Consider the following 22,317-nt stretch of genomic DNA (forward strand, 5'->3'; position numbering starts at 1 on the left):
TTGAAATTTCTCGGCCAAAATATTTTTAGTTGTTGCTCATTACTGCAATTGAATCAGGCTTGTGGCAACGTTCGAGTACTCACTAGCAAAAAAGGGGCTTTCGCCCCTTTTTCTTATTCTACCGTCACTGACTTTGCCAAGTTTCTTGGCTGGTCAACATCTGTGCCTTTAATCACTGCTACGTAGTAAGACAGAAGCTGTAGTGGCAAGGTATAGATGATGGGTGCGATGGGGTCTTCACAATGGGGTACATTGATAACCCGCATGGTTTCGTCGCTGGCGAAGTTGGCATTTTTATCGGCGAAGACATACATGATGCCGCCGCGAGCACGTACTTCTTCGACATTGGATTTGAGTTTTTCTAACAACTCGTTGTTAGGTGCTACGACGATTACGGGCATTTCATCGTCAATCAGTGCCAATGGTCCGTGTTTCAATTCACCTGAAGCATAGGCTTCTGCGTGAATGTAGGATATTTCTTTGAGCTTTAATGCCCCTTCCATAGCAATGGGATACTGATCACCGCGGCCAAGGAACAAACTATGATGTTTGTCAGCAAACTCTTCTGCCAAGTCTTCAATCCCAGCGGTAAGGCTGAGTGTTTCTTCAAGCTTACTAGGCAGGCTGTGCAGACCACGAATAATCGACTGTTTGTCCTGAGCTGAAATACCGTTGTATTTACCTAATGCCAAGGTCAACATCAAAAAGCCGGTAAGCTGAGTGGTGAATGCTTTAGTCGATGCAACGCCGATTTCGGCACCCGCTAAGGTCATAAACGCCATGTCTGATTCGCGCACCAATGACGAGCCAGGTACATTACAGATGGTTAAACTTGAGGTGTAACCTAATTCTTTGGCAAGTCTTAACGCTGCTAAGGTATCTGCTGTTTCGCCTGATTGAGAAATGGTCACCAATAAACTGTTTGGATGCACAACAGATTTGCGGTAACGGAATTCTGATGCGATTTCTATATTGCACGACACGTTTGCATACTGCTCTAACCAATATCGTGCAGTCATACCCGCATGGTAGCTAGTTCCGCAGGCAATGATTTGCACATGTTTGATATCTTTCAAAATATCTTCTGAGCCAGCACCAAAAATGCCTTCAACCAGGTCGGTTTCACCTAAACGGCTTTGCAACGTATTGCGCACGACTGTAGGTTGCTCATGAATTTCTTTAAGCATGTAGTGGCGATAACCGCCTTTATCACCGGCATCATGTTCTATTTCAGAATCGAACACTTCACGCTCAACTGCGTTACCCTCTGAATCGTAAATTTCGATGCTAGTACGGGTTATTTCTGCCACATCGCCTTCTTCCAAGAAGATGAATCGGCGCGTCACAGGCAATAATGCCATTTGATCAGAGGCAATGAAATTTTCTCCAATGCCTAACCCAATAACTAATGGGCTGCCCGAACGGGCAACCACAACACGATTAGCGTCTTGCTTGTCCATGATCACAGTACCGTAAGCACCATGGAATTGTTTGACGGAATCCTGTACGGCTTTTAACAGAGGCTTCCCTTTTTTGATTTCTTCATGCACGGTGTGGGCGATGGTTTCAGTATCAGTGTCTGAACCAAAAGAATAGCCTTTAGAGAGCAGGTCTTCTCTGAGTGATTCGTAATTTTCAATAATTCCATTATGCACAACCGCGATGCGTTCATCAGAAAAATGTGGATGGGCGTTTTGTTGATTGACGCCACCATGAGTCGCCCAACGTGTATGTGCAATACCTGTGGTGCCTTTCACTGGATTTGCAGTGATAGCGTCTCGAAGTGCTTGCACTTTGCCTACTTGACGCTCACGGGTGAGGTTTCCGCTGCCATCTAACAATGCGACACCAGCTGAATCGTAGCCTCGGTATTCCAGTCTCTTTAAACCTTCAATTAAGATATCTACGACATTTCGTTCGGCAATTGCGCCTACAATCCCACACATACTGTTCTCCTAATGTGTTTGCGGTTGTGTTTTATTCTTTACATAACATTGGCGCAAAGTACCGTCACGCCATGTTGTTCAATTTGTTGTTTGGCATCGTTGTCGATGCCATCATCTGTCACCAATACGGAAATCTGCGACCAAGGCAGTTCCACATTAGGAATTTTTCGCTCTAGTTTTTCTGACTCAGCCAGCACAATGACTTGTTTAGTCACCTCGGCCATGGTGCGGCTCAGAGAAGTTAATTCGTTAAAGGTAGTAGAGCCTCTTTGTGTATCTAAGCCTGCTGCACCTAAAAATGCCTGGTCGAAATTATAGGCCCTTAACATTTGTTCAGCCATTTGACCTTGGAAAGAATGAGATTGTTGATCCCAGGTGCCTCCTGTCATCAGTACCTGGGGCTCATTTTCTAGTTCCAACAATGAGTTCGCCACATGCAATGAGTTGGTCATAACCACTAAACCCAATTTGGATGGCAAATGCGGGATAAGTGCAGAGGTGGTGCTGCCACTATCGACAATAATTCGATTGTGGTCGCGAATAAGCGTTGCGGCTAGACTAGCTATAGCTTTCTTTCGATTTGAAAGATTAGCAGTGGATAATTCAGATGATTCTGTGGGCAATAACACAGCCCCGCCAAATTTCCTTAGCAATAAACCATTACTTTCAAGTTCAGCCAAATCTTTTCGAATCGTAACTTCTGACGTATTAAATACTTTAGACAACTCTTCAACAGCCACCTCACCACGCTGGTTTAAGCGTTCAATGATGGCCCGTCGGCGTTGTTGAGTGTTACGTTTTTGCAAAGTTATTAGCCTAATCGAAAGGTTTAAATTTCAAAACGAAAGGAATTCTAGTTAATAATTTTCGTTTTGCAAGTATATCTTTCGATATAAAGGTATATTTTTTAATTCAGTGTAATTTGTTTTCTCGCCGAAACTGACTCGGTGTTTGCTGGGTGAATTGCTTAAACGACTTATAAAATGATGACCGTGCGTTGAATCCCACTTCAAAAGCAATTTCTAAAATACTTTTTTCAGATCCCAGCAGCAGGGGTTTAGCATGTCGGATGCGCCATGAATTAATGTAGTCAAAAAAGCTTTGCCCCAAGGTTTCGTTCAGGGTTTGTGAAACGTAGTTCGACGAAATTCCTGTTAAGCTGGCTAACTTCGTTAGCGAAATACTGGGATCCAGATAGACTTGTTGCGTCTCCATTAATTCCTCAAGTTTCTGAGCAATTCGCTGTGAGTGGCTTTTGTCTAACGCAGAGCGTTGATACTTTTTTTCTTCATTCTGATCCATTTCATCTGAGGGCGTCTCATTCAATAGTTCCTCTTCAAAGCCAGGCTCTTGGAAAATTGCAAAAATCGACAAGCTCCATACCCATATCAAAGCCATTAGGGTTGCACCACTGGTGGTAACAATTTTGACTCCAAATACATTATCAACAAAAACTGCCAACGCTGCTGTCAACCATATAGCGATTAGCAGTCCACATACCACTAACATCCAGTTCAACTTCCGAGATTCATTATTCGCATAATGATCATTGAGTAAGCGGTGATAACGGTTAATGCGATTGATAATGCGGATAACATAAAACAGTGATTGCGCCAGCCAACTTAGAACGAGTAAAAAAGCAAGTATCATCAAAATGCCAACGTAATAGGACATTTGCGCATCTTCAGTAGCCAACAAGGCATGAAGTGTGTTTCTGGGTAATAAAGCTGTCAGTGTAGACACAATTAAACCGGCAATAGCTAACACAAAATGCGGCCATTTCCTGGGGTGAGACACACTGCCTGGAGCCGCGGTCATACCCAATACATACAGCCACAATAAGGGAGCCAACAATAACAGCGCAGGCAACATTAATAAGATACTGTACAGTTCCGCTTCAGGTAAAAAAGCCTTTGCTAGAGGTTGAATTAACAAGCAACCTAATGCTGCAAAAAACCATATCAACGGTTGGTTAGCAGGCTGAGAGGCATTTTTTACTGCCAATAAACATAAAGCCAAGGCTATTTGCCCAAAAGTGGCAGCGGTTAATACCAAAGTGAGTTTTTCTGTCATTTAGTTGTTGTCGTTCTTTGCAAAGTAAACTGAGCACTTTGAATCTGTATGAGATGCTAAAAAGATAACATAAGCCTTTGACTTGGATATCAATATTTCGTTGTTGTCTGTCCGAATGTATCGGCTAGGACAGAATTAATCGTTTTCCCTGTAGGGAGAGACGACAAAAAAGCAAGCTTTAGTAAAACTGTGCTTGAATTCATTACAGAAGAAAGTGGGTATGGCGTTTATTCTTTTTATTCATGTTGTTTTTGGCACTGCAGCGGTAATTTTGGGCTTTTTTTCACTCACCAGTAAAAAAGGAGCAAAGGCACATCGCCTAGTTGGAAAAGGCTATGTTTTGACCATGTTGATTATGGCAGCTTCCGGGTTATTGGCGGCACTAATAAAAAGCCAAATCATTAATGTGTTCGCTGCACTATTAACATGCTACCTGGTGTTAACCGCTTGGCACGCAGCGACGAGCAAACGCATAATTTTTGACAAGTGGGTTATCACACCATGTCTAAGCATTTTATTGGTTGGATTGTGTGCCATGGCAGCGGGGCTCATGGCATTAGATTCAGTTGACAATCAATTTGCTGGATTTAGCCATGTGGCTTATTTTTTTATTGGCGGAATCGCTTTATTAGGTGGGTTGCTCGACAGCTATATTTTATTGAAAAACACATTAAGCGAAAAACAGCGCCTGGTGCGGCACATATGGCGGATGACGTTCTCGTATTTTATTGCTGCGGGTTCGTTGTTTACCGGGCCAGGGGCCTCTGCGTTTCCTGAATCGATTAGAAACTCTGGCGTTTTAGGCATTCCAGAGCCGCTAATTTTAATAGTCATGTTGTTTTTTATTGCCAAGACTTTTTTACAATCTAAAAAAACAAAACGCGCTTAACGAACAAATAAGCGCGTTGCTTTGACTGCTAGGCTAGCCGCTGTGACCCACTATTTTTTGGTTGGTCTTTCCCAACTATTGATATTACGTTGCTTGCCGCGAGCAATAGCCAATTCATTATCAGCCACATCTTTTGTTAATACTGAGCCCGCACCAACCGTCGCATTAGCCCCCACGGTTACAGGAGCAACGAGGGAACTATTCGAACCAATAAATGCACCGTCGCCGATTTGTGTTGTAAATTTATTCACTCCATCGTAATTACAGGTAATGGTTCCTGCGCCAATATTGGCCCCCTCGCCTACTACCGTGTCACCAAGATAAGTAAAATGATTCGCTTTAGAGCCTTTGCCAAGGGTCGTCTTCTTCATTTCAACGAAGTTTCCGACTTTGGAGTTGTCCATCATCACAGCGCCTGGCCTGAGACGTCCGAATGGACCTATAGTGCAATTTTGATGCACAACGGCTTGCTCTATCACCGAATTGGCTTCTACTACCGTACCACTGCCAATTTCACAATCGGTCAGCACGCAGTTAGGGCCAATTTTCACGTTATCACCCAGCACTACTTTGCCTTTGATAATCGCATTCACGTCAATTTGGCAATCCTCACCAAAGGTCAATTCGCCGCGCAGATCAAAACGGTGAGGATCGAGGATATACAGTCCATCAAGCAACAACTCAGTAGCTTTTTCGTGTTGATATGCACACTCAATCATCGCCAATTGCAGACGATTGTTAATACCTTCTACTTCTACGGCATTTGTTGGGTGAGCGGCCTTAATGACTTTACCTTCATTGGCTGCCATCTCAATCACATCAGTAAGATAGTACTCCCCCTGAGCGTTGTCACTTTTGAGCGCAGACAACCAACGTTTAAGATTGGCGCCGCCCATGATCATCATGCCAGTATTGATTTCTTTTATTTGACGCTGAGCATCTGACGCGTCTTTGTGCTCGACTATCGCTTTGACCTGGTCGCCTTCGCGAATAATTCGTCCCATGCCTGTGGGGTCGTCAAGGCGCACGGTCAGTAAGGCTAAATCTGCCGTTTGCTTAACGTCAAGGAGTTGTTGCAGTGTGGACGCTTTAATGAGTGGCGCATCACCCACAAGGATCAGCACATCCTCATCATCACTGATATGATCAGCCGCTTGTTGTACAGCATGACCCGTTCCTAACTGCTCAGCTTGTAAACACCAATTAAGGGAATTGTGTGAAAGTGCGCTTTTTAGCTGCTCACCACCATGACCATAAATCAAATGGATATTATCGGCACCCAAGGTATTAACGGTGTCGATTATGTGTTGGACCATCGGTTTTTCTGCTACTGGATGCAAAACTTTAGGAAGTTTCGATTTCATTCTAGTGCCTTTGCCAGCAGCTAGTATTACCACAGATAATGCCATGTGTTTCCCTTGTAATGAGTTATTGGCGATTATTTTACGTAAGCTTATCGGAACGTCTAGTCAAATGTGAGGCTAAATAATCTATCCACTCTGCTTTTATCTTGGAGAATGGTGATATTTATGCGCCAATCAAAGCATTCGCGACGTTGTCTAGTCGCTCGTAGCGCTTTGTAAACAACGCTGAGAGAGGCATAATTAGCGCTGTTTTCAGGCTTAGCTTATTCATCTCATCAGGTTTTTCAGGCGATTCGATCTAATTTTAGTCATGGCGCTTCCGGCCGCATATGGTTAAGATATCACCATAAAGTATTTATTAAGAAGAAAGTGGACGTCTTGTGAACGCGTTTCGCACCTTGCACCGTAGTATATTAATTTTGTTTGCTGTAGTTGTGATCTCTATCGTCACGCTAGTTCATTTTACTGCATCAAAAATTGTCGCCGAACAAAGTCGAGCTCAGCAACAGTCAATTTCCCCAGCAATCTCACTTATTGTGGATCAACTGCTAAAACCTCTACACGTTTCTCAAACTCTGGTTGAAGCCAAAGAACTTCAAGAACTTGTGTTGAGCGATGAAATTGACGAAGCCGCAATGTTTGCCATGCTAAAACGAATTGAGCAGGAATTTGGTATGGGATTTTTTATCGCCAGCGAAGTCAGCCGCACACAATACAATTCCAATGGTACAAAACTCGCGCTGGAAGAAGGCAAGGTAGACTGGTACTTCCGCTACAAAAATTGGGAGCAAGATGCGATTGCTGATATTGGGCAGTGGGAAGATCCACACTTTTATATCGATCTGAAAATTTATAACGACAAACAAGAGTTCATGGGCTTTTTTGGGATCAGCAAGAGCCTAGACAGCTTTGTTGGGATATTTGACGAATACAAAAAACAGCATGGCTATGATTTTATTTTTGTTGATCAAGACAATAATATTGCCCTGTCTTCAGATCCTGAGTTGATCGTAGACAAAACCACATTTACAACCTTGGAAAGCTTAGATTGGTACCAGGGTTTGGATTTAGAAAAGCTACCCGGTGGCTCTCTAAATAATGCATTAGTGCGGGTGGATGGTAAAGATGCACTGATAGCAGAGGTGGAGGTCGACCCCTTTGGTTGGACAATGTACCTATTAACACCTTTACAAGCCAGACAAACGGAAATTAGCCGAAGTTTTGTGGTTAGCGTTGTGACACTTTTAGTGATTATATTTGCGCTATTTTTACTCATTTATCATTTGCTTTACTACTTCAAGCAGGACATGCAAAAGAATTTTCAAACCGACCCCCTCACCCGGTTACCAAATAGAAATAAAGTTGAGCTGCGTTATGCTGAAATGCTCGACCAAAAGAAATCTGTAGGTGTGGTGTTGATTGATATCGATCACTTCAAAGCCGTCAATGATACCCACGGACATAACGCCGGAGACACTGTTTTACGTCAAATCTCCGCCATGTTGCAAGGTCAGCTCCGAGATGGTGACGTGGTGGGTCGTTGGGGTGGTGAAGAGTTTGTATTGTTGTTACCTGATACAACACCAGAGCAATCCTTTGAGGTAGCACAAAAGCTTAGAGAAAGTATGGCTAACATGACTGCGTCGACAGGCTCTATATCTTTGCAAATCACGGCTAGTTTTGGCGTCTCACACACTGAAACTGTGCGTCCGTTAACTGAAATACTTGGCTACGCCGATGATGCCCTGTATCAAGCCAAGCGTGATGGGCGAAATATGGTGAAAATGCAACTGGCAAAAGCTGCCTAACGTTTAGCACTCGATTTCAAATCTAAACGGTTTTTCGCCGCAGTCGAAATTTAAGCATTCCTGTTGTTAGCCCGACACCGAATAAGATTAACCCTGCACCTGCGACCATTAATGCCGAGAGGGTTTCGTTTAGGAAAATCATTCCCCACATTACACCAAAGACTGGGACCAAATACGCCACAGTAATTGCCCGTGGAGCACCGATATTCTCGATTAGCCGAAAATACAAAATATAAGCTAAGCCTGTGCAAAAAACGCCCAAAACAATAACCTGCAGCCACGCATCATTTGAGGGATTCACCTCTGGCCAAAACCACAAAGCCAAAGGCGCAAGGACTAAGGTGGCAAAGATTTGACTGCCCGTTGCGATGGCCAAGGTATTCACCCCAGACAAGAATTGTTTGGTGTAGCATGCCGCAATCCCATATGCGCAGGTAGACGCCAGAGCCAGAAGAATTGGCATTGTCGATGTGGATAAATCAACACCAGTGCGCGCCGAACTGATGACTACTACCCCGCTGAATCCGAGCATTAGCCCAAAAACGGCCAATTTAGATAAGCGATCTTTCAGCCACAAAAAAGCCACAATAGCCCCAAACATCGGGGCCGTAGCGTTCAATATCGACGCCAAACCTGCGCCAAGAGAAACCGTAGCATGACTAAATAAACAAAAGGGGATGGCAGTATTGACAATACCGACAAATAAAATAGGCCGCCAATACTGTTTAATGACACCCCATTTTTTGCTGATCAGAAGTAACGGCAGCAGGCAAAGTGCAGCAATACCAGTGCGCACAACTACCAATGCAATGGCGCCAAATTCTGGCGTCGCTGAGCGCATAAATAAAAACGAGGCGCCCCAAACACTGGCAAGCAATATCAGTTCAAACGAATCTTGCAGTCTCATTGCAGTAATTCACCTTGCCAAGAAGGGCTTTCTAGCGCTAGTAGAAATGATTTACGTTTCAGACCACCAGCATATCCGGTCAATGTGCCATTCGCACCAATTACCCGATGGCACGGAACAACAATTGAAATCGGATTTTTCCCATTAGCCGCACCCACTGCCCTAACGGCTTTAGGATTCCCCAATTTGTTGGCGATGTCACCATAACTGCATGTTTGACCATGGGGGATTTGTGTCAACGCTTGCCAAACCTCTTTTTGAAACGCAGTGCCGCTTGCTTCTAAAGGCAAGTCGAATTCAATTCTTTCACCGGCAAAATACTGCGCAAGTTGTTCGACGGTTTTTTGCGTCAATTCGCTGTCCGTCGTGTTGGATTTTTTCTCGTCAACAAAGTAAATAGACTTGATGCCAGTTGAGTTAGCACAAACTTCCACTAACCCAATCACTGATTCAAAATAGCCATAAAAATATTCAGTCTGTGTTGTCATGCCATGCTCCAAAGCTGGAAAGTGAGGTAGCTACGCCATGGAGCGGCTCGAGCCGGATCGACGTCCATGGTTTTTAATTGATTTTTGATCACTAAGTCGGAATTGAGCCAAATATCTGGGTCGGATTGGCCACGCATCTTTGCATAAGCCACAGTCCAGGGACCGATCCCTTTGATACTTAACCATTTAGATAATTCGGTTTCTGTTGGGTACTGAAGATGAAATTGTGCAAAGTCTCGTAAACTTTGTATACGCTTTTGTGGCATTTTCAGAAACGCCAATTCGCTATTTGCAATGAGTTCTGGGGTGGGGAAAAACAACATATCTTGTACCCGCTCACCCAGTTCGTTGGCCAACAAGGAAACTAGATTGACCGCTGCTTTGACAGATATCTGTTGCCCCAATATTGCTCGACACCCTGCTTCAAATGCACTCCAAACACCGGGAATTCGGATCCCCGTTTGTATTGCCCCTTGGGTAAAGCCCGCTTGACGTAAACACTGGTGGATTTGCTCAGGCTCAGTATCTAAATCCAACACGCGCCGTATATGATAGATAACGCCTTGTATCGATTGCAGGTTGTCGATTTCCAATTCGATATTAAAACACGTTTTGTTTGGGTTATGCGTGGCAAAAAAACGGCCTTTTGCGTCTCCAAAGGTGAAACATTTGCCGTATGCGTTGTCGCTGACAACTTCCACATTTTCAATGGCCCTGACTCGCAAAAAGTCGCGTAAGTGAGGCCAGTTGTAAGGTGCTCTATACGCTAATTGCAATTGTAGAGTCCCCTTAGTGGTCGATACCCCTTTATTGTTAGCGGCTGCTCGTTTTCGGATTTGCGAAGGCGTAAGGTTTAGATTGGCTTTTAAATGTTCTTGTAGCCGTCTTGCGCTAGCAAAACCACTTGCCTGAGCCACCTGTTCGATATTTAACTGGCTTTGATGAAGCAGGTTTTTTGCGAACAGAAGTTGATCATAAAGACGAAACTTTTTCGGTGCGATACCAATTTTACGGGTAAACAAATCTCGTAAATAACGATCGGTAATCCCGAGTTTTTCACATATTTGGGTGACCGTCAGCTCCGGGAAAGTCTTGAGCAGTTTCACTGCCCGCTCAACGGTTGTATCGACTCCTTTCCATGCAAAAGAACCAGGTGCGCTGTCGGGCCGACAGCGCAAACAAGGACGATACCCCGCCTGCATTGCCAAAGGCGCCAGCTCGTAGTATTCAACATTTTCTTCTTTAGGAGAGGGAGCAGGACAAATTGGCCGACAAAAAATACCGGTACTTTTTACGGCGACAAAGAATTGCCCATCAAATCTAGCATCTCGGGCTTGCCTGGCCTTTTGATAAATTTCATTGTTCACTGCGCTTTCCTCTTCATTGGAATATCTATTCTACGTCGATTCAAAGAAAAAAACGCGCTGAAAACGGAAGTGTATAGTCACTGTAAATTGAGATCAAAACGCCAACTTATATTCACTTTTACAATATTAACGAGTTGTTTTTTAACCGAGATACAACAAAAGTGGCAATCCTTGCTTCAGTTGTTTACTATTTTGCACCTTATGAATATGCGCACTACCTTCTGGCTTCTGGCCCTCACTTTTATTTCTCGTTCCACTTTAGCTGTCGAACAAGATGCATGGTTATATGACTTTGCCGCGCAAACACAGGCGCAAGCGCAAAACCACAACATCCCCGGTTATGCATTTGTATTAGTCCGTAAAGGCCAACCAGCCAAGTTAGTGACCTATGGCAAAACAGAACGCAAAGGTCAAAAAATCGATCGCAACACGGTGTTCCGACTCGCGTCTGTATCAAAAACCTTTGCCGGCGTACTTATGGCCAAAATGGTTGAACAATCTTTGTTGGATTGGAAAACCCCCTTATTGGAAATTGTTCCCGAGTATGGATTTAATCGTCTGGAGCCCAATCCAATTACCTTAGGCCATCTGATGAGCCAATCCAGTGGCTTTATACCCAATGCATATGACAATCTAATAGAAGCAGATTACTCCCTTAAGAGGGTATTAGGGCAATTGGCCAAACTCGAACCACTGTGCGAACCTGGCAAATGTTACACCTACCAAAATGCACTTTTCGGCGTGTTAGAAGACTATTTCGTTAATCAAAAAAGCAGTTACTCTGATGTATTAGCAAAACAAATTATCCAACCCTTAAAAATGCCACATGCCAGCACAGGCAGGGCTTCTTTAGAACAATCAAAGAGTTGGGCAAAACCGCATATTGCCATTACCCGTAAAAAGTGGCGTAAGACCTCCGTGCAGGAAGAGTATTATCGCTACGGACCCGCTGCAGGCGTCAATGCTAGCATTGAGGACATGACCATATGGATCCGTGCAATGTTGGGCGAATACCCGCAAGTCGTGCCCTCGAGCGTAATTGAAACCGTCACTTCGCCACAGATCAAGACAAAGCGAGAATTACGACGTCGTGACTGGCGCAAGTTTTTAAAGGATGCGCATTATGGTATGGGTTGGCGTATTTATGATTTTAAAGGCAACAAACTGAATTACCATGGAGGTTGGGTGCAAGGATATCGCGCAGATGTGGCATTCGCGCCAGATCAAAATGTAGGTTTTGCGATGCTCATGAACGCTGAATCCAACTTGATTAACAGTTTTACTGCGAAGTTTTGGGAAGCCTTTTTCAAACACCATAACGCCACACAATCCGCACAAATCGCCAAGCAAGTCGGTAAGTAAATAGTCTTCTCACTTACCACCAAACAATACTGACGGGTAATTCGCCGCATGTCTAAGCAAGACAGGCAATATGAAAATTAATTTTCTAATAATCGAAGTTACCGCTATCCTCGTTTATATTGTGTTGAGGTTCCTAATTAACACAATGTTGTTCTTTTTAGTTAAAAAACAAAAGATAGTGCGAGGAGAAGGCACCCAGTGTTGCATCAAAAGGCCAAGGCGTTGTTGCTGAGACTTATTTTCTGCGTTGTAGGGCTTTTGATTTGGCAAAATAGCCATGCCGACGACACGAACACTTAATCCCTTAAAACATACAGTAGTCGGTGTTGCCGATTGTCAGCATCTACACCAACCTTTTGTCTTCGCTACACTGACTTACTTATTGGTTTTTAAATAGGTGTAGCCTTTGAGACAATCTTCATAAAAATCTGTCCACTTTACCCCTTCCCTTGGGCGCATTTCCCCCTGAGCAATTTTGGCATCTATAGACTTTTTCACTTCTTTAGCCATTGAATTTGGGTGATATTGCATAATACTCAGCACATCATCAACAGACGAACCCGTAACTACCTCTTCAATATAGAAATCTAATGGATCATCGTCGTGACTATAAATATGTACTTCATTTAGCCTACCAAATAAATTGTGCATATCTCCCATCACATCCTGGTAAGCGCCGGTCAAAAACATTCCTAGATGGTAGTCCTCACCCGCTTTGAGGTTGTGCATCGGTAAGACGTCAGAGATTCCTTTTTCAAGTACAAACTGATCAATTTTCCCATCACTATCGCAGGTAATATCCACCAAAGAGCAATTGACATTAGGACGTTCATTCATTCGAGTTAATGGCAGAATGGGAAGAACCTGGTCAATCGCCCAGGTATCGGCAGCAGACTGAAATACAGAAAAATTACACAAGTATTGTGAGGATAAATCGAACTCAAGTTCTTGCATATCCTCTGGTATAAACTCGGCGCTTCTCAATCGCAGTTGGAGTTGTTCCATAATTTGCCAATAAAGCGTTTCAATTTTTGCGAGCTCCTCGAGGCCAATTACGCGCAGCTTGAACGCAGACATGGCCTGCTCTTTGTAATCAGTGGCGTCATTAAAAATTTCCTGGAGGTTGTCTTGTTTCTCCACACTTAATGAGACGTATCGCATATTGGAAACTAATATATGTTCACCTTCAACTGCAGTGGTTTCCATTTTTGAGCTGTCTGCACGAATCTCGCCAACAATTTCTGCTACTACGCAACTATGATGTGCAGTGATCGCTCTACCGCTTTCACTGATTAAAGTAGGGTGTGGAACTTTTTCCAAATCACACACTTCTTTCATGCCAAATACCACATCAGCAACGTATTCTTGAATACTGTAATTCATTGATGAATCGTTGGTTGATTTAGAGCCGTCGTAATCGACCCCCAAACCGCCGCCAACATCGACATATTCCAACGGGAATCCTAAGTGATGCAATTCAGAGTAAATCATTGCTCCTTCACTGATAGCTTCTTTTACCGCACGGATATCGGTCAGTTGGCTGCCAATATGAAAATGTAACAACTTGAAGCAATGACCCATACCCTCGGTTTCAAGGTAGCGTGCAGCGTTAATGATTTCAGTGATCGTTAAGCCAAATTTTGCCCGGTCGCCTCCCGAACCTTCCCATTTACCTCGGCCTTTTACGGTCATTTTGGAGCGTAAACCGATAATAGGCTCAATATCTAATTCCTTAGCTATTTTGACTAACATAAGCAGTTCGGAAAATTTTTCGATAACAACAATGACTTTACGACCTAGCTTTCGAGCTAGCAGCGACAATCGTACAAATTCTTCATCTTTGTAGCCATTCAAAATAGTCAGCGCTTCGGGATTGATGTTGTAAGCCATAACTGTTAGCAACTCGGCTTTTGAGCCCGCTTCAAGACCATAATTATACTTCTGACCGGCATCGACGATTTCCTCAACCACTTCGCGCATCTGGTTGACTTTAACCGGATAAACCCCCCGATATAGACCTTGATAATCAGCCTCTTCGATTGTTTTTATAAATGTCTCATTTAACAAGGCGACTTGCGAACGTAAAATATCATGGAAACGCAAAACCACGGGGAACTGTATGCCCTCGGCTTTGATTTCATTAATCACTTCTTTAAAATCGATACGCATTTCTGCATTGTTCGCATCGGGTGTGACATGCATATTTCCGTTGGCACCTATTTCGAAATAACCTCCGCTCCAACGTTTAACGCCATACAAATTTTCAGCGTCACTTATTGTCCAGTTGTCACTTTTACCCATTACTTCACTCCAATGAGAAAAAACAAGGCAACCCCGAAAGAGTTGCCTTGATAATTGTATCGATTCTTTTAGCTTTTGCTTTTCAGTCTGTTCTTAAGAACTCAGGTTATTATAATTTGCAAATCACTAAAAAGCGTAGTTTTTTTTATCTATGAATCACGGTTATTCTGCGTCACCGACATAAATAAATACGTCTTCCAAATGCGTGTTGAAAGCCACCGCTATTCTAAAAGCCACCTCTAACGAGGGGGAGTACTTTCCTTTTTCAATCGCCATGATAGTTTGCCGGGTAACTCCCACCTTATCAGCGAGTGCTTGTTGGGTCATTTCATTGGCAAAGAATCTTTTTTCTCGGACTTTGTTTATAAAAGGTAAAGACACCGTTAGTAGCCTCTGCGATAGTAATAAATTTGTCCTGCGAAGCGTGCGACTTCAGACAAGATGAACGAAAACATCAATATATGTGCAGTCAATAAGGGGATCTGTAAACTGCTCGAATGTTCGTTCCACTGCGGATTATATTCCAAGGTAATAATTCGGCCCAAAGTAAAAAGGACACCAATCACTAGTATCGAATAGCCAAAGTTGTTGCCACGATACTCAAACAGCTTGTCTCGCTCATCGGCTCCCATTTCAGCTGCTTTATGATTAGTGGCTGCTAACATTCCATGAAAGATTATCTCCACGATTACACTAAGCACTATTGCACGAATTAATAAGCCTTTTGCCACCTCTTTGGCTTGCTCTACAGGTAAGTCAGAAAGCTGAAAAACGCTGTAAAAGTAATAACCGAATATCAATACAGTGCTGAATAGTGAAATCCAAGCACTTTTCTCTTTAAATGACATATCCATAACATTTCCTCCAGACTAAAGCATGCAGAAAATGTAAGCCATAAACAACTCCATGTCAAACATTTTTAACATTGTGATTGTTAATATTCACAATTAGTTCGTTTTGCCATTCCTCACACACCAATATCCTCATTCCAGAGTTCAGGGCTCTTAGCGATGAAATTTTGCATCATCTGTATGCAGCTTTTATCTTGCAGCACGCTGAGTTCTACGCCCTTGGATCGCAATACCTTCTCTTCACCCATGAACGTTTGATTCTCTCCAATAACAATCTTTGGAATTTCATAAAGTAAAATAGCGCCTGAGCACATGGAACATGGAGATAATGTGGTATACAAGGTGCACTGCCGATAAACCTGTGCGCTTTGACGACCGGCGTTTTCAAATGCATCCATTTCGCCATGCAAAATCGGACTGCCAGATTGCACTCGGCGGTTGTGTCCCCGGCCAATGATTTTGTTTTGATAAACGATAACACTCCCTATGGGTATGCCTCCTTCATCCAACCCTTTTTGCGCTTCGTCAATTGCAGCTTGCATGAATTTGTCCATCGGATCCCTTATTTTTTCACAGTTAGGTGTTATGCCATTTAATTAGTGGAGTCAAAGTTAGCTAAGCGGATCTCTTCCAGTTTTGCCAAGGTTTTTTCAATATCTTGATTAACCATGAAGGCATCTATCACCGGCATAGCTTGGTCAGCAAAGGCTTTGGTGGCATCTCTATCAAAATAGTGAGAAACACCCGAAGCATTCGATAAGACTTCGTACGCTTCTTTGACTAACGAAGACGTCTCACCTTGTGCAGCTGAATGTGGTGACAGCACTCCTAAAGTCGCATTAAGTTCTTTTTGAATATTTGGCTGGCTGGCAAAGGCCAAAAAGCGTTGGGCTAAGTCAGGATCATTGGCATTTTTTGGGATCAGCAAAACATCAATAGGAGCTTCCTCAAAAGAGGGTTGATCTGTCTGTACAAGAGGGAATGGGAAAAAGCCAATATTTTCAACGACACTATCAGGAATATTTTGAATGACATAGTTCCCTAACATCGACATACCAACAAGGTCGCGATATAAATAAGGTAAGCCCTCTTCCCAACTTAAATATTGATGCTCTTCGATAAAACACCCCATTTTCATTGGTTGCAACCAAGTCTCAAAAACCTTTTTTATCCGTTCATCAAGAAAAGATACTTTTCCTGCTGTAAGATCTTTATGAAATGCCAACCCATTTAAACGCAAATTTAAATAATCGAACCATGCTGTCGCCGGCCAGTTACTCTTTGTGCCTATAAAAATTGGCGGTACTCCTGCTTCTTTTAAAACCTGACACATGGAAAGCAGTTCGTCCCAGGATTGTGGTTCGTGTAAATTCAGTTGCTTAAAAAGTGGTTTGGAATAATAAAAACCTATTTGGTAGTAGGATATTGGAACGCCGTATACGTCTCCATTGTAAATTAGAGATTTTGAGACGCTATGATCAAAAGCCAGATCGAGTTGATTATCTTTCCAAAGTTGAGTGATAGGTAAAATCAACCCATCCTCAGCATATTCAAAAAGACGCTGCCCAGAATGCCAGTACAAAACGTCAAAATGTTTATCGATTTGCAAATAGTTTGGAAACGCCTGTTTATAAACTTCACTGGTCAATGCTTTAAATCGAATGGTAACTTCAGGATTAGCTTCTTCAAATTGACGTGCCAGTGTATAAAATGCTTCTCGTTGCGCACTGTTTGAAATAGAGACACCAAAGGTGAGTTCTTTGGCACTTACCTGAGACAACAGCGAAATAATCAGGCAAATGACGCATAAAAGTTTATTCATACTAGAGCGGGATTCCTATGTTACAAACTGCAACATAGATCATGTAAGTTGGTATTTCAAACCATGATATTCTAGGATTTAAAAATATTCCCTTTTTCACCTTATTAAAGGTTGTTTCATTGAATGAAAATACTTGTTGATACTCATTCCCACACCATTGCCAGTGCACATGCTTACAGCACGGTTCATGACTACTTCGTACAAGCAAAAGACAAAGGAATGCAAATGTTCTCTTTGACTGATCATGGCCCTCAAATGCCAGACTCCCCGCATCCCTGGCATTTTGGAAATCGAAATGTTATCCCTCGAATAGTCGATAATGTTGCTTGTTTAAGAGGCATTGAGGCCAACATTATGCCGCCCGACGGTGACCTTGATGTGCCAGATGGCATGAAGCCTTATCTGGATTTTATAATAGCAAGTTTTCATGAACCTGTGTTTTCTCCTGGCGATATGAGTACAAACACGTCTGCAATGATCCACGCGATAAAATCGGGCGGCTGTCAGATAATTGGGCATCCTGGCAACCCGAATTATCCCATTGATGTCGAAGAAGTCATACGAGCGGCAAAAGACAATAATGTATTGTTAGAGATTAACAACAGCTCGTTCATTCATTCGCGACTTGGCAGCGAACCTAATTGCATCAGGATACTCGAGTTAGTCGATAGACTGGACTGGAAAGTGGTGTTTTCAAGTGATGCGCACATTGCTTATCACTTAGGGGATTACACCCAAAGTATTAAGCACGCGCAAACGCTCAATTTTCCCATTTCGAGAGTTGTTAATCGCGATGCCGCTACGTTTTTAGCATTTTTGTCTGAGCACAATAAACCTGTCGCAGAAGAATTGGCAGCGTGGAGCCAGCAATTAAATTGAAATCACCTGTAAAAGTCATTGACCTTTAGAGGTTTGTCGCAAAATCCTCTTGAGTCCAGCGCATTGCTACGTCACAGCGTTGATAGCTCCTACCAAAGGAATCCATGATCTCTTTGTCGTGTACAAAGCCATTTTTCTCATAGAGATGAATCGCTGCCTCACATTTTGCATTAGTTAATAAAAACAGGCAGTTAAGAGGCAATGATTGCGCTTGCTCAATGACATGTTGCAAAAGTATTTCGCCGACCTTGAGCCCTCGTGCTGTTTTTAGCACGCCCATTTTTGTCAATTCGTATGCGCCATTGCCTTTGTTTAACAAAGCGCAAGTTCCCACAATGCCAAGGGAAGGATGTTCCGCAAACCAGATTTTTCCGCCTTTTTCGATAATATTTTTTTGGGGGTATCTCAACACGCGTTTGTCTACCTCTTCCAAAACAAACATTTCTTCAATCCATTGGCTGTTGATCACATCAAAATAGCTCGCCAGCGTTGGCTTGAACTCAATAATGTTAATCTGCTCTTCACTGAGTTGAGTGTTGGCAAGTTGTTTAAAATGATGTTGCGAGCGCTGTAGCAGCGACTTTTCAGCCAGTGACGCTTCGAATAACAGTAAGGCCTGATAAAATTGATTATTACTCTGTTCAGACAATTCAATTGCAGCGAGATTAACCGCCGACCAAATAGGTTTCATGACTTGCACCTGCACTCTACCTTTGGCTGACAACTGAATCACTTTTTTGCGAGAATCTGATTTATCCGCTGCCACATTGATGAGTTCTTTGGCTGACAACTGGCGGCAGAATTGACTCAGTGCAGGTTGTGACAACCCCAGATATTCAGAGGCCTCGACCACGCTAACAGTATGTTTTTTGTCTAACAAAGCGAGCAATGTAAACCACTTTGGTTGAATCGCCATTCCAAAATGTTCATAGACTTTTGCAGCGTCTGCCAACATTTTTTCACTCACCCTTTTTAAGCGGCTTCCCAACGCAAGCTCACCCAACTCATCTAAAAAATCTTCGTGCATAAAGCCTCCTTACATAAATATTTATATAAGCGCTTATGTAAAATTTCAAGAAAAATTTTTGTTTTTTTAAATGGTGGCGTGTTTATCTGTGCTTTAAGAAGGAGGGACGATTACTGCGCCATTTAGTCTTAGGGCAAAGCATATTCAAAGTGATAAAAGTGTTGGCCTTCTTTTATCTCAATACTCATATTGCCCGAGATCCCGACTAATTCGCCCGAACCCGAGTCAGGAATGATGGAAATATCAAGAGACTGTGCCCGTTTGTCCATTTGTCCAGAATGTTGCAAGACAAAACTGCCTTTTTTGCCGTTCACTTCTCCATCGAAAATTTCGATTGCAACATAGCCCGCCGAGCCGTTTACTTGGGTCACATGGCTCAACATCTGACCCTTGGCATGCCCCTTTAAATCACCGAAGTAAGTTTTATCTAGCGTCATTCTTCTCACATCAAAGGATTCATCCTTTTGTGGTTGCATGCTCACTTCGAATTTTCCGGTCAATGTAGTCATCTTAGGCACTCCTTCAGGTAGATCCGCTGACGCTCTATATAAAGAGTAGAACATAAGTGAGTAAGCCGACACCTTGCCAACTGAACAATGAATTTCTTAGCAACTCAGAATGCTCAGTTTAACGATTGGCTACATTTATTGTTTAGCTATTACAAAGCGCAAAACAGATTTGTCGGTTTTCCCGCGAACCGAATCATCCCACATGGGTAATGAACGGTTATCTTCTGAATTGCTATGGAAATCTGCTTCTGCTTCGAGTTCAAATCCCCATTTTTGCATTTTTTGTTTGATAAGGTCTGGGTCAATTCGATGTAAAGATTGCGCGACGTTTATGTTAGCACCGGTTTCAGCGTTGTGGTCAATGATCCCTAATTTGCCACCGGGCTTGAGTGAGCGTTTTATTTTTTGCATAAACATAGGCGCGCCAATTTTATTCCAACCATTGGCAACGTCTACATAATAAAGATCATGAAATGTCAGAACCATAAGGATCCTGTCGTAACAACCCTCGCACAAACTCAGATCGTTAGCTTCTTGGTTGATCAAATTGACATTTTTTAATCGATTGTCTTTATATCGTGCTAACAATTTGTCCTTACCGATATAGTCGACGTAAGCCTGATTATTGTGTGCGTCAATTGAGCCTGTAGGCCCTACGATAAATGACGTGACTTCAGTGAAATAACCCGCACCAGAAAACACATCCAACACTTTCATTCCTGGTTTAACTTGAAAAAACGACATTACCTGGGCGGGCTTACGTCTGTCATCGTCTTTGAGATCTTGCTGCCATCTATCCGAGTTCTGTAATATCTCCTGGTACGAATTTGCCGATGCAATACCGGTAAAGAAGAGGGTAACAACCACCAAGTAATTTAACTTTCTCATAGCGACTCCTAAATCAATGTATGAGAAGTTTGTGATTCTAAGCTCGTTTTCACAAGGCCGATGGGATGAATGACAACATTGACGACATGAAATTCATTGAATAAGCAATCGATATGCTTGATTGGAAGAAACTAACGCCCCTTCGAGATAACCACCATGATGTGTCGCACATTCCGACGAACACAACAAAACCCGTCCATCCCAAACTGAAGTACTATGTGACCCATACTGTGGATGAAGGCTAGCGGAGGAGTGATCCAGCGCTGTGCTGGTGAATTCTTCCTTCGCCCAGTCGTGAATTCTAATCTGTGTTGGCCTATGACCAAACAATGAGACAATTTGTTTGCTAATCAGATTATCAAGCTCATCTTTTGATAGTTGTCTACGCTGGTCAGCGGATAAACCAAAAAAACCAAACAGCGCAGCGCAATTCTCAGTACAGGCATCGTGGATTTCAGCCAAAGGCCCGGTTTGACTAAAAGCAAAACCACTAAAACCCGAAGTACGCCAATGGGCTTTATCAAAATATAATACTGCTTTAGCATGGCCGGCCATCCACGTTGGTACAGAGCGCCATTGTTCGACGATATTAGTGGACAATGCAGGACTAAACTTGATGTGTTTCGCAACAATCCTGGGGGGAATGGCCAAAACTAACTTGTTACATAATAGACAAAAATTCCCCTGTTTTTCTGAATAGAATGTCGCTTTAACCTGATCATCTTGGTGTTCAACGTGTGTTAGCGCCGCACCAATTTGCAGTGATTTGACAGGAATCGTCTGACATATCCTGTCCACAAGTTTTCCCATACCTCCAACAACTCTATAGGATGGCTCCGTAAGACTTTGAGGTATTCGTTGTAATCCGGAGGCGGTTTGAAAAATTCCATCTCCTTGAGTAAATTGTGCGAAAACCTGCAAAGATAAATGTTGAACCAGTTTCGACATATTAGTATGCGCTGGCCAAAACCACGCTGGTCCTAGGTCAACTTCTGACTGCTCATCGGTGAGTATTCGCCCACCTGCTCTTTGCCGTGATTCGACCAATTGAAAAGAATGGCCTGAGCTATGTAATTGCATCGCTAAATGCAAACCACTGAGTCCGGCTCCGACTATCAGTGTTTCTACGTGTGGGATCATCAAGCGTTTTTCACACGTTCTATCTGTTGCTCAATACGCGGCAGGTTGCCAGTTTTTAGCCAAAAAATCGCGCCTTGAGAACTTGCGACAATATTGAGTTTTTTGCCTGTAGGAATTCTTAACCAACTGAATTGCCGCAACGCATCCCCCGATTCGAATAATTCTCCGGACAAAACGAGTATCTCTGCGCCGTTTTCTGCATCGACTGAGAAAGAACTATCAGGTGGCATTTTTTTGAGCGACACCTGTTCGATGTCGTCCTCATGCATAACCAACGACTCGATATCAGAACAGTTTTTGTCTTGGCTGAATGATGCGCTCAACGTATCCACACTAAATTGCTTAGTATCGTTAGGTTCAAATTGCCACAGTTTCACAAATATCGTACAGCCCTCATCTGAGCGCGGAATGTGTTTTGATTGGGGAGGGTTTCGAACATAAGTTCCAGCAGGATAGTCTCCATGCTCATCTTGGAAAACACCATCCAGAACCAGAAACTCTTCTCCTCCGCTATGCACGTGGCTTGCAAAATGGCTCCCAGGCGCATATCGGACAATGCTTGTCGCACGAGCGACTTCTCCACCTATCCGATCGAGGGGCCGTCTATCGACCCCTTGCATCGGAGACGCTATCCAGGGTTCTTCATCACTGTGTACCAGCACACGTTGAGAAAAATCAGCATGTATTTTCATTTTG

Annotated in this window: 21 protein-coding genes; 4 read left to right on the top strand and 17 right to left on the bottom strand. The window is 43.1% G+C overall.

Features of this window, described 5'->3' with window-relative positions; all coding sequences use genetic code 11:
• Window positions 1-113 precede the first annotated feature (113 nt).
• The 3 genes from glmS to FM019_RS04075 all read right to left on the bottom strand — a co-directional run bounded on the left by glmS (window position 114) and on the right by FM019_RS04075 (window position 4,019).
• Window positions 114-1,946, bottom strand: a complete 1,833-nt coding sequence (gene glmS, locus FM019_RS04065) for a glutamine--fructose-6-phosphate transaminase (isomerizing) (protein WP_143834621.1) — start codon at window positions 1,944-1,946, stop codon at window positions 114-116.
• 38 nt (window positions 1,947-1,984) lie between these two features.
• The gene (locus FM019_RS04070; RefSeq protein WP_143834622.1) at window positions 1,985-2,752 is read right to left on the bottom strand and encodes a DeoR/GlpR family DNA-binding transcription regulator; all 768 of its coding nucleotides are present in this window, start codon (window positions 2,750-2,752) and stop codon (window positions 1,985-1,987) included.
• Window positions 2,753-2,858: 106 nt separating this feature from the next.
• A complete protein-coding gene (locus tag FM019_RS04075) occupies window positions 2,859-4,019 on the bottom strand; it encodes a helix-turn-helix domain-containing protein (RefSeq protein WP_143834623.1) in 1,161 nt (386 codons plus the stop codon).
• 220 nt (window positions 4,020-4,239) lie between these two features.
• Between FM019_RS04075 and FM019_RS04080 the strand changes: the two genes are divergently transcribed.
• Entirely contained in the window at window positions 4,240-4,908 is a 669-nt protein-coding gene (locus FM019_RS04080; protein WP_143834624.1) for a DUF2306 domain-containing protein, read from the top strand.
• Window positions 4,909-4,958: 50 nt separating this feature from the next.
• Here FM019_RS04080 and glmU read toward each other — a convergent pair whose 3' ends face one another.
• On the bottom strand, window positions 4,959-6,317 hold the full coding sequence (gene glmU, locus FM019_RS04085) for a bifunctional UDP-N-acetylglucosamine diphosphorylase/glucosamine-1-phosphate N-acetyltransferase GlmU (RefSeq protein WP_143834625.1): 1,359 nt from the start codon (window positions 6,315-6,317) through the stop codon (window positions 4,959-4,961).
• A gap of 335 nt (window positions 6,318-6,652) precedes the next feature.
• Here glmU and FM019_RS04090 point away from each other — a divergent pair, with 335 nt between their 5' ends.
• Window positions 6,653-8,080 carry a sensor domain-containing diguanylate cyclase gene (locus tag FM019_RS04090; RefSeq protein WP_143834626.1) on the top strand — a complete coding sequence of 476 codons (1,428 nt, stop codon included), beginning with the start codon at window positions 6,653-6,655 and terminating at the stop codon, window positions 8,078-8,080.
• A 22-nt stretch (window positions 8,081-8,102) separates the two neighbouring features.
• Here the strand turns inward: FM019_RS04090 and FM019_RS04095 are convergent, their stop codons facing one another.
• Genes FM019_RS04095 through FM019_RS04105 form a run of 3 tightly spaced genes read right to left on the bottom strand, consistent with a single transcriptional unit; the run spans window position 8,103 to window position 10,842 of the window.
• On the bottom strand, window positions 8,103-8,987 hold the full coding sequence (locus FM019_RS04095; RefSeq protein ID WP_143834627.1) for a DMT family transporter: 885 nt from the start codon (window positions 8,985-8,987) through the stop codon (window positions 8,103-8,105).
• Window positions 8,984-9,475, bottom strand: a complete 492-nt coding sequence (locus FM019_RS04100; RefSeq protein WP_143834628.1) for a methylated-DNA--[protein]-cysteine S-methyltransferase — start codon at window positions 9,473-9,475, stop codon at window positions 8,984-8,986. The genes FM019_RS04095 and FM019_RS04100 overlap by 4 nt, the downstream gene beginning before the upstream one ends.
• Entirely contained in the window at window positions 9,472-10,842 is a 1,371-nt protein-coding gene (locus FM019_RS04105) for a DNA-3-methyladenine glycosylase 2 family protein (protein WP_143834629.1), read from the bottom strand. The genes FM019_RS04100 and FM019_RS04105 overlap by 4 nt, the downstream gene beginning before the upstream one ends.
• A 207-nt stretch (window positions 10,843-11,049) precedes the next feature.
• Between FM019_RS04105 and FM019_RS04110 the strand changes: the two genes are divergently transcribed.
• Window positions 11,050-12,204, top strand: a complete 1,155-nt coding sequence (locus FM019_RS04110) for a serine hydrolase domain-containing protein (RefSeq protein ID WP_143834942.1) — start codon at window positions 11,050-11,052, stop codon at window positions 12,202-12,204.
• 375 nt (window positions 12,205-12,579) lie between these two features.
• On the opposite strand, the gene speA is transcribed toward FM019_RS04110, so the two are convergent.
• The 5 genes from speA to FM019_RS04135 form a co-directional block, all read right to left on the bottom strand.
• The gene (gene speA, locus FM019_RS04115; RefSeq protein WP_143834630.1) at window positions 12,580-14,505 is read right to left on the bottom strand and encodes a biosynthetic arginine decarboxylase; all 1,926 of its coding nucleotides are present in this window, start codon (window positions 14,503-14,505) and stop codon (window positions 12,580-12,582) included.
• Window positions 14,506-14,667: 162 nt separating this feature from the next.
• Entirely contained in the window at window positions 14,668-14,886 is a 219-nt protein-coding gene (locus tag FM019_RS04120) for a helix-turn-helix transcriptional regulator (protein ID WP_260681521.1), read from the bottom strand.
• A 2-nt stretch (window positions 14,887-14,888) separates the two neighbouring features.
• Window positions 14,889-15,359 (bottom strand): hypothetical protein, encoded by a 471-nt coding sequence (locus FM019_RS20785; protein ID WP_185969180.1) that lies wholly within the window; start codon window positions 15,357-15,359, stop codon window positions 14,889-14,891.
• Between the two features lie 113 nt (window positions 15,360-15,472).
• Window positions 15,473-15,910, bottom strand: a complete 438-nt coding sequence (locus FM019_RS04130) for a nucleoside deaminase (RefSeq protein WP_143834631.1) — start codon at window positions 15,908-15,910, stop codon at window positions 15,473-15,475.
• Window positions 15,911-15,948: 38 nt separating this feature from the next.
• Entirely contained in the window at window positions 15,949-17,178 is a 1,230-nt protein-coding gene (locus FM019_RS04135; protein WP_143834632.1) for an ABC transporter substrate-binding protein, read from the bottom strand.
• A 123-nt stretch (window positions 17,179-17,301) separates the two neighbouring features.
• Between FM019_RS04135 and FM019_RS04140 the strand changes: the two genes are divergently transcribed.
• The gene (locus FM019_RS04140; RefSeq protein ID WP_143834633.1) at window positions 17,302-18,057 is read left to right on the top strand and encodes a phosphatase; all 756 of its coding nucleotides are present in this window, start codon (window positions 17,302-17,304) and stop codon (window positions 18,055-18,057) included.
• A gap of 25 nt (window positions 18,058-18,082) precedes the next feature.
• Here the strand turns inward: FM019_RS04140 and FM019_RS04145 are convergent, their stop codons facing one another.
• The 5 genes from FM019_RS04145 to FM019_RS04165 all read right to left on the bottom strand — a co-directional run bounded on the left by FM019_RS04145 (window position 18,083) and on the right by FM019_RS04165 (window position 22,313).
• Window positions 18,083-19,084, bottom strand: a complete 1,002-nt coding sequence (locus FM019_RS04145; protein WP_143834634.1) for a bifunctional helix-turn-helix transcriptional regulator/GNAT family N-acetyltransferase — start codon at window positions 19,082-19,084, stop codon at window positions 18,083-18,085.
• A gap of 128 nt (window positions 19,085-19,212) precedes the next feature.
• Complete coding sequence (locus FM019_RS04150) at window positions 19,213-19,593, bottom strand: DUF3224 domain-containing protein (protein WP_143834635.1); 381 nt, start codon at window positions 19,591-19,593, stop codon at window positions 19,213-19,215.
• Between the two features lie 135 nt (window positions 19,594-19,728).
• Complete coding sequence (locus tag FM019_RS04155) at window positions 19,729-20,481, bottom strand: class I SAM-dependent methyltransferase (protein WP_143834636.1); 753 nt, start codon at window positions 20,479-20,481, stop codon at window positions 19,729-19,731.
• 93 nt (window positions 20,482-20,574) lie between these two features.
• Window positions 20,575-21,621: a flavin monoamine oxidase family protein gene (locus FM019_RS04160; RefSeq protein ID WP_143834637.1), complete on the bottom strand. Its 1,047-nt coding sequence runs from the start codon at window positions 21,619-21,621 to the stop codon at window positions 20,575-20,577.
• Window positions 21,621-22,313 carry a cupin domain-containing protein gene (locus FM019_RS04165; protein ID WP_143834638.1) on the bottom strand — a complete coding sequence of 231 codons (693 nt, stop codon included), beginning with the start codon at window positions 22,311-22,313 and terminating at the stop codon, window positions 21,621-21,623. The genes FM019_RS04160 and FM019_RS04165 overlap by 1 nt, the downstream gene beginning before the upstream one ends.
• Between the last annotated feature and the right edge of the window lie 4 nt (window positions 22,314-22,317).

This window comes from Aliiglaciecola sp. M165, from assembly GCF_007197995.1.
Taxonomy (GTDB): Bacteria; Pseudomonadota; Gammaproteobacteria; order Enterobacterales; family Alteromonadaceae; genus Aliiglaciecola.

Coding starts and splice junctions, on each gene's coding strand:
- glmS (WP_143834621.1), bottom strand. CDS start 1,946: ATGTGTGGGATTGTAGGCGCAATTGCCGAACGAAATGTCGTAGATATC.
- FM019_RS04075 (WP_143834623.1), bottom strand. CDS start 4,019: ATGACAGAAAAACTCACTTTGGTATTAACCGCTGCCACTTTTGGGCAA.
- FM019_RS04080 (WP_143834624.1), top strand. CDS start 4,240: ATGGCGTTTATTCTTTTTATTCATGTTGTTTTTGGCACTGCAGCGGTA.
- glmU (WP_143834625.1), bottom strand. CDS start 6,317: ATGGCATTATCTGTGGTAATACTAGCTGCTGGCAAAGGCACTAGAATG.
- FM019_RS04095 (WP_143834627.1), bottom strand. CDS start 8,987: ATGAGACTGCAAGATTCGTTTGAACTGATATTGCTTGCCAGTGTTTGG.
- FM019_RS04100 (WP_143834628.1), bottom strand. CDS start 9,475: ATGACAACACAGACTGAATATTTTTATGGCTATTTTGAATCAGTGATT.
- FM019_RS04110 (WP_143834942.1), top strand. CDS start 11,050: ATGCGCACTACCTTCTGGCTTCTGGCCCTCACTTTTATTTCTCGTTCC.
- speA (WP_143834630.1), bottom strand. CDS start 14,505: ATGGGTAAAAGTGACAACTGGACAATAAGTGACGCTGAAAATTTGTAT.
- FM019_RS20785 (WP_185969180.1), bottom strand. CDS start 15,359: ATGGATATGTCATTTAAAGAGAAAAGTGCTTGGATTTCACTATTCAGC.
- FM019_RS04130 (WP_143834631.1), bottom strand. CDS start 15,910: ATGGACAAATTCATGCAAGCTGCAATTGACGAAGCGCAAAAAGGGTTG.
- FM019_RS04135 (WP_143834632.1), bottom strand. CDS start 17,178: ATGAATAAACTTTTATGCGTCATTTGCCTGATTATTTCGCTGTTGTCT.
- FM019_RS04140 (WP_143834633.1), top strand. CDS start 17,302: ATGAAAATACTTGTTGATACTCATTCCCACACCATTGCCAGTGCACAT.
- FM019_RS04145 (WP_143834634.1), bottom strand. CDS start 19,084: ATGCACGAAGATTTTTTAGATGAGTTGGGTGAGCTTGCGTTGGGAAGC.
- FM019_RS04150 (WP_143834635.1), bottom strand. CDS start 19,593: ATGACTACATTGACCGGAAAATTCGAAGTGAGCATGCAACCACAAAAG.
- FM019_RS04155 (WP_143834636.1), bottom strand. CDS start 20,481: ATGAGAAAGTTAAATTACTTGGTGGTTGTTACCCTCTTCTTTACCGGT.
- FM019_RS04160 (WP_143834637.1), bottom strand. CDS start 21,621: ATGATCCCACACGTAGAAACACTGATAGTCGGAGCCGGACTCAGTGGT.
- FM019_RS04165 (WP_143834638.1), bottom strand. CDS start 22,313: ATGAAAATACATGCTGATTTTTCTCAACGTGTGCTGGTACACAGTGAT.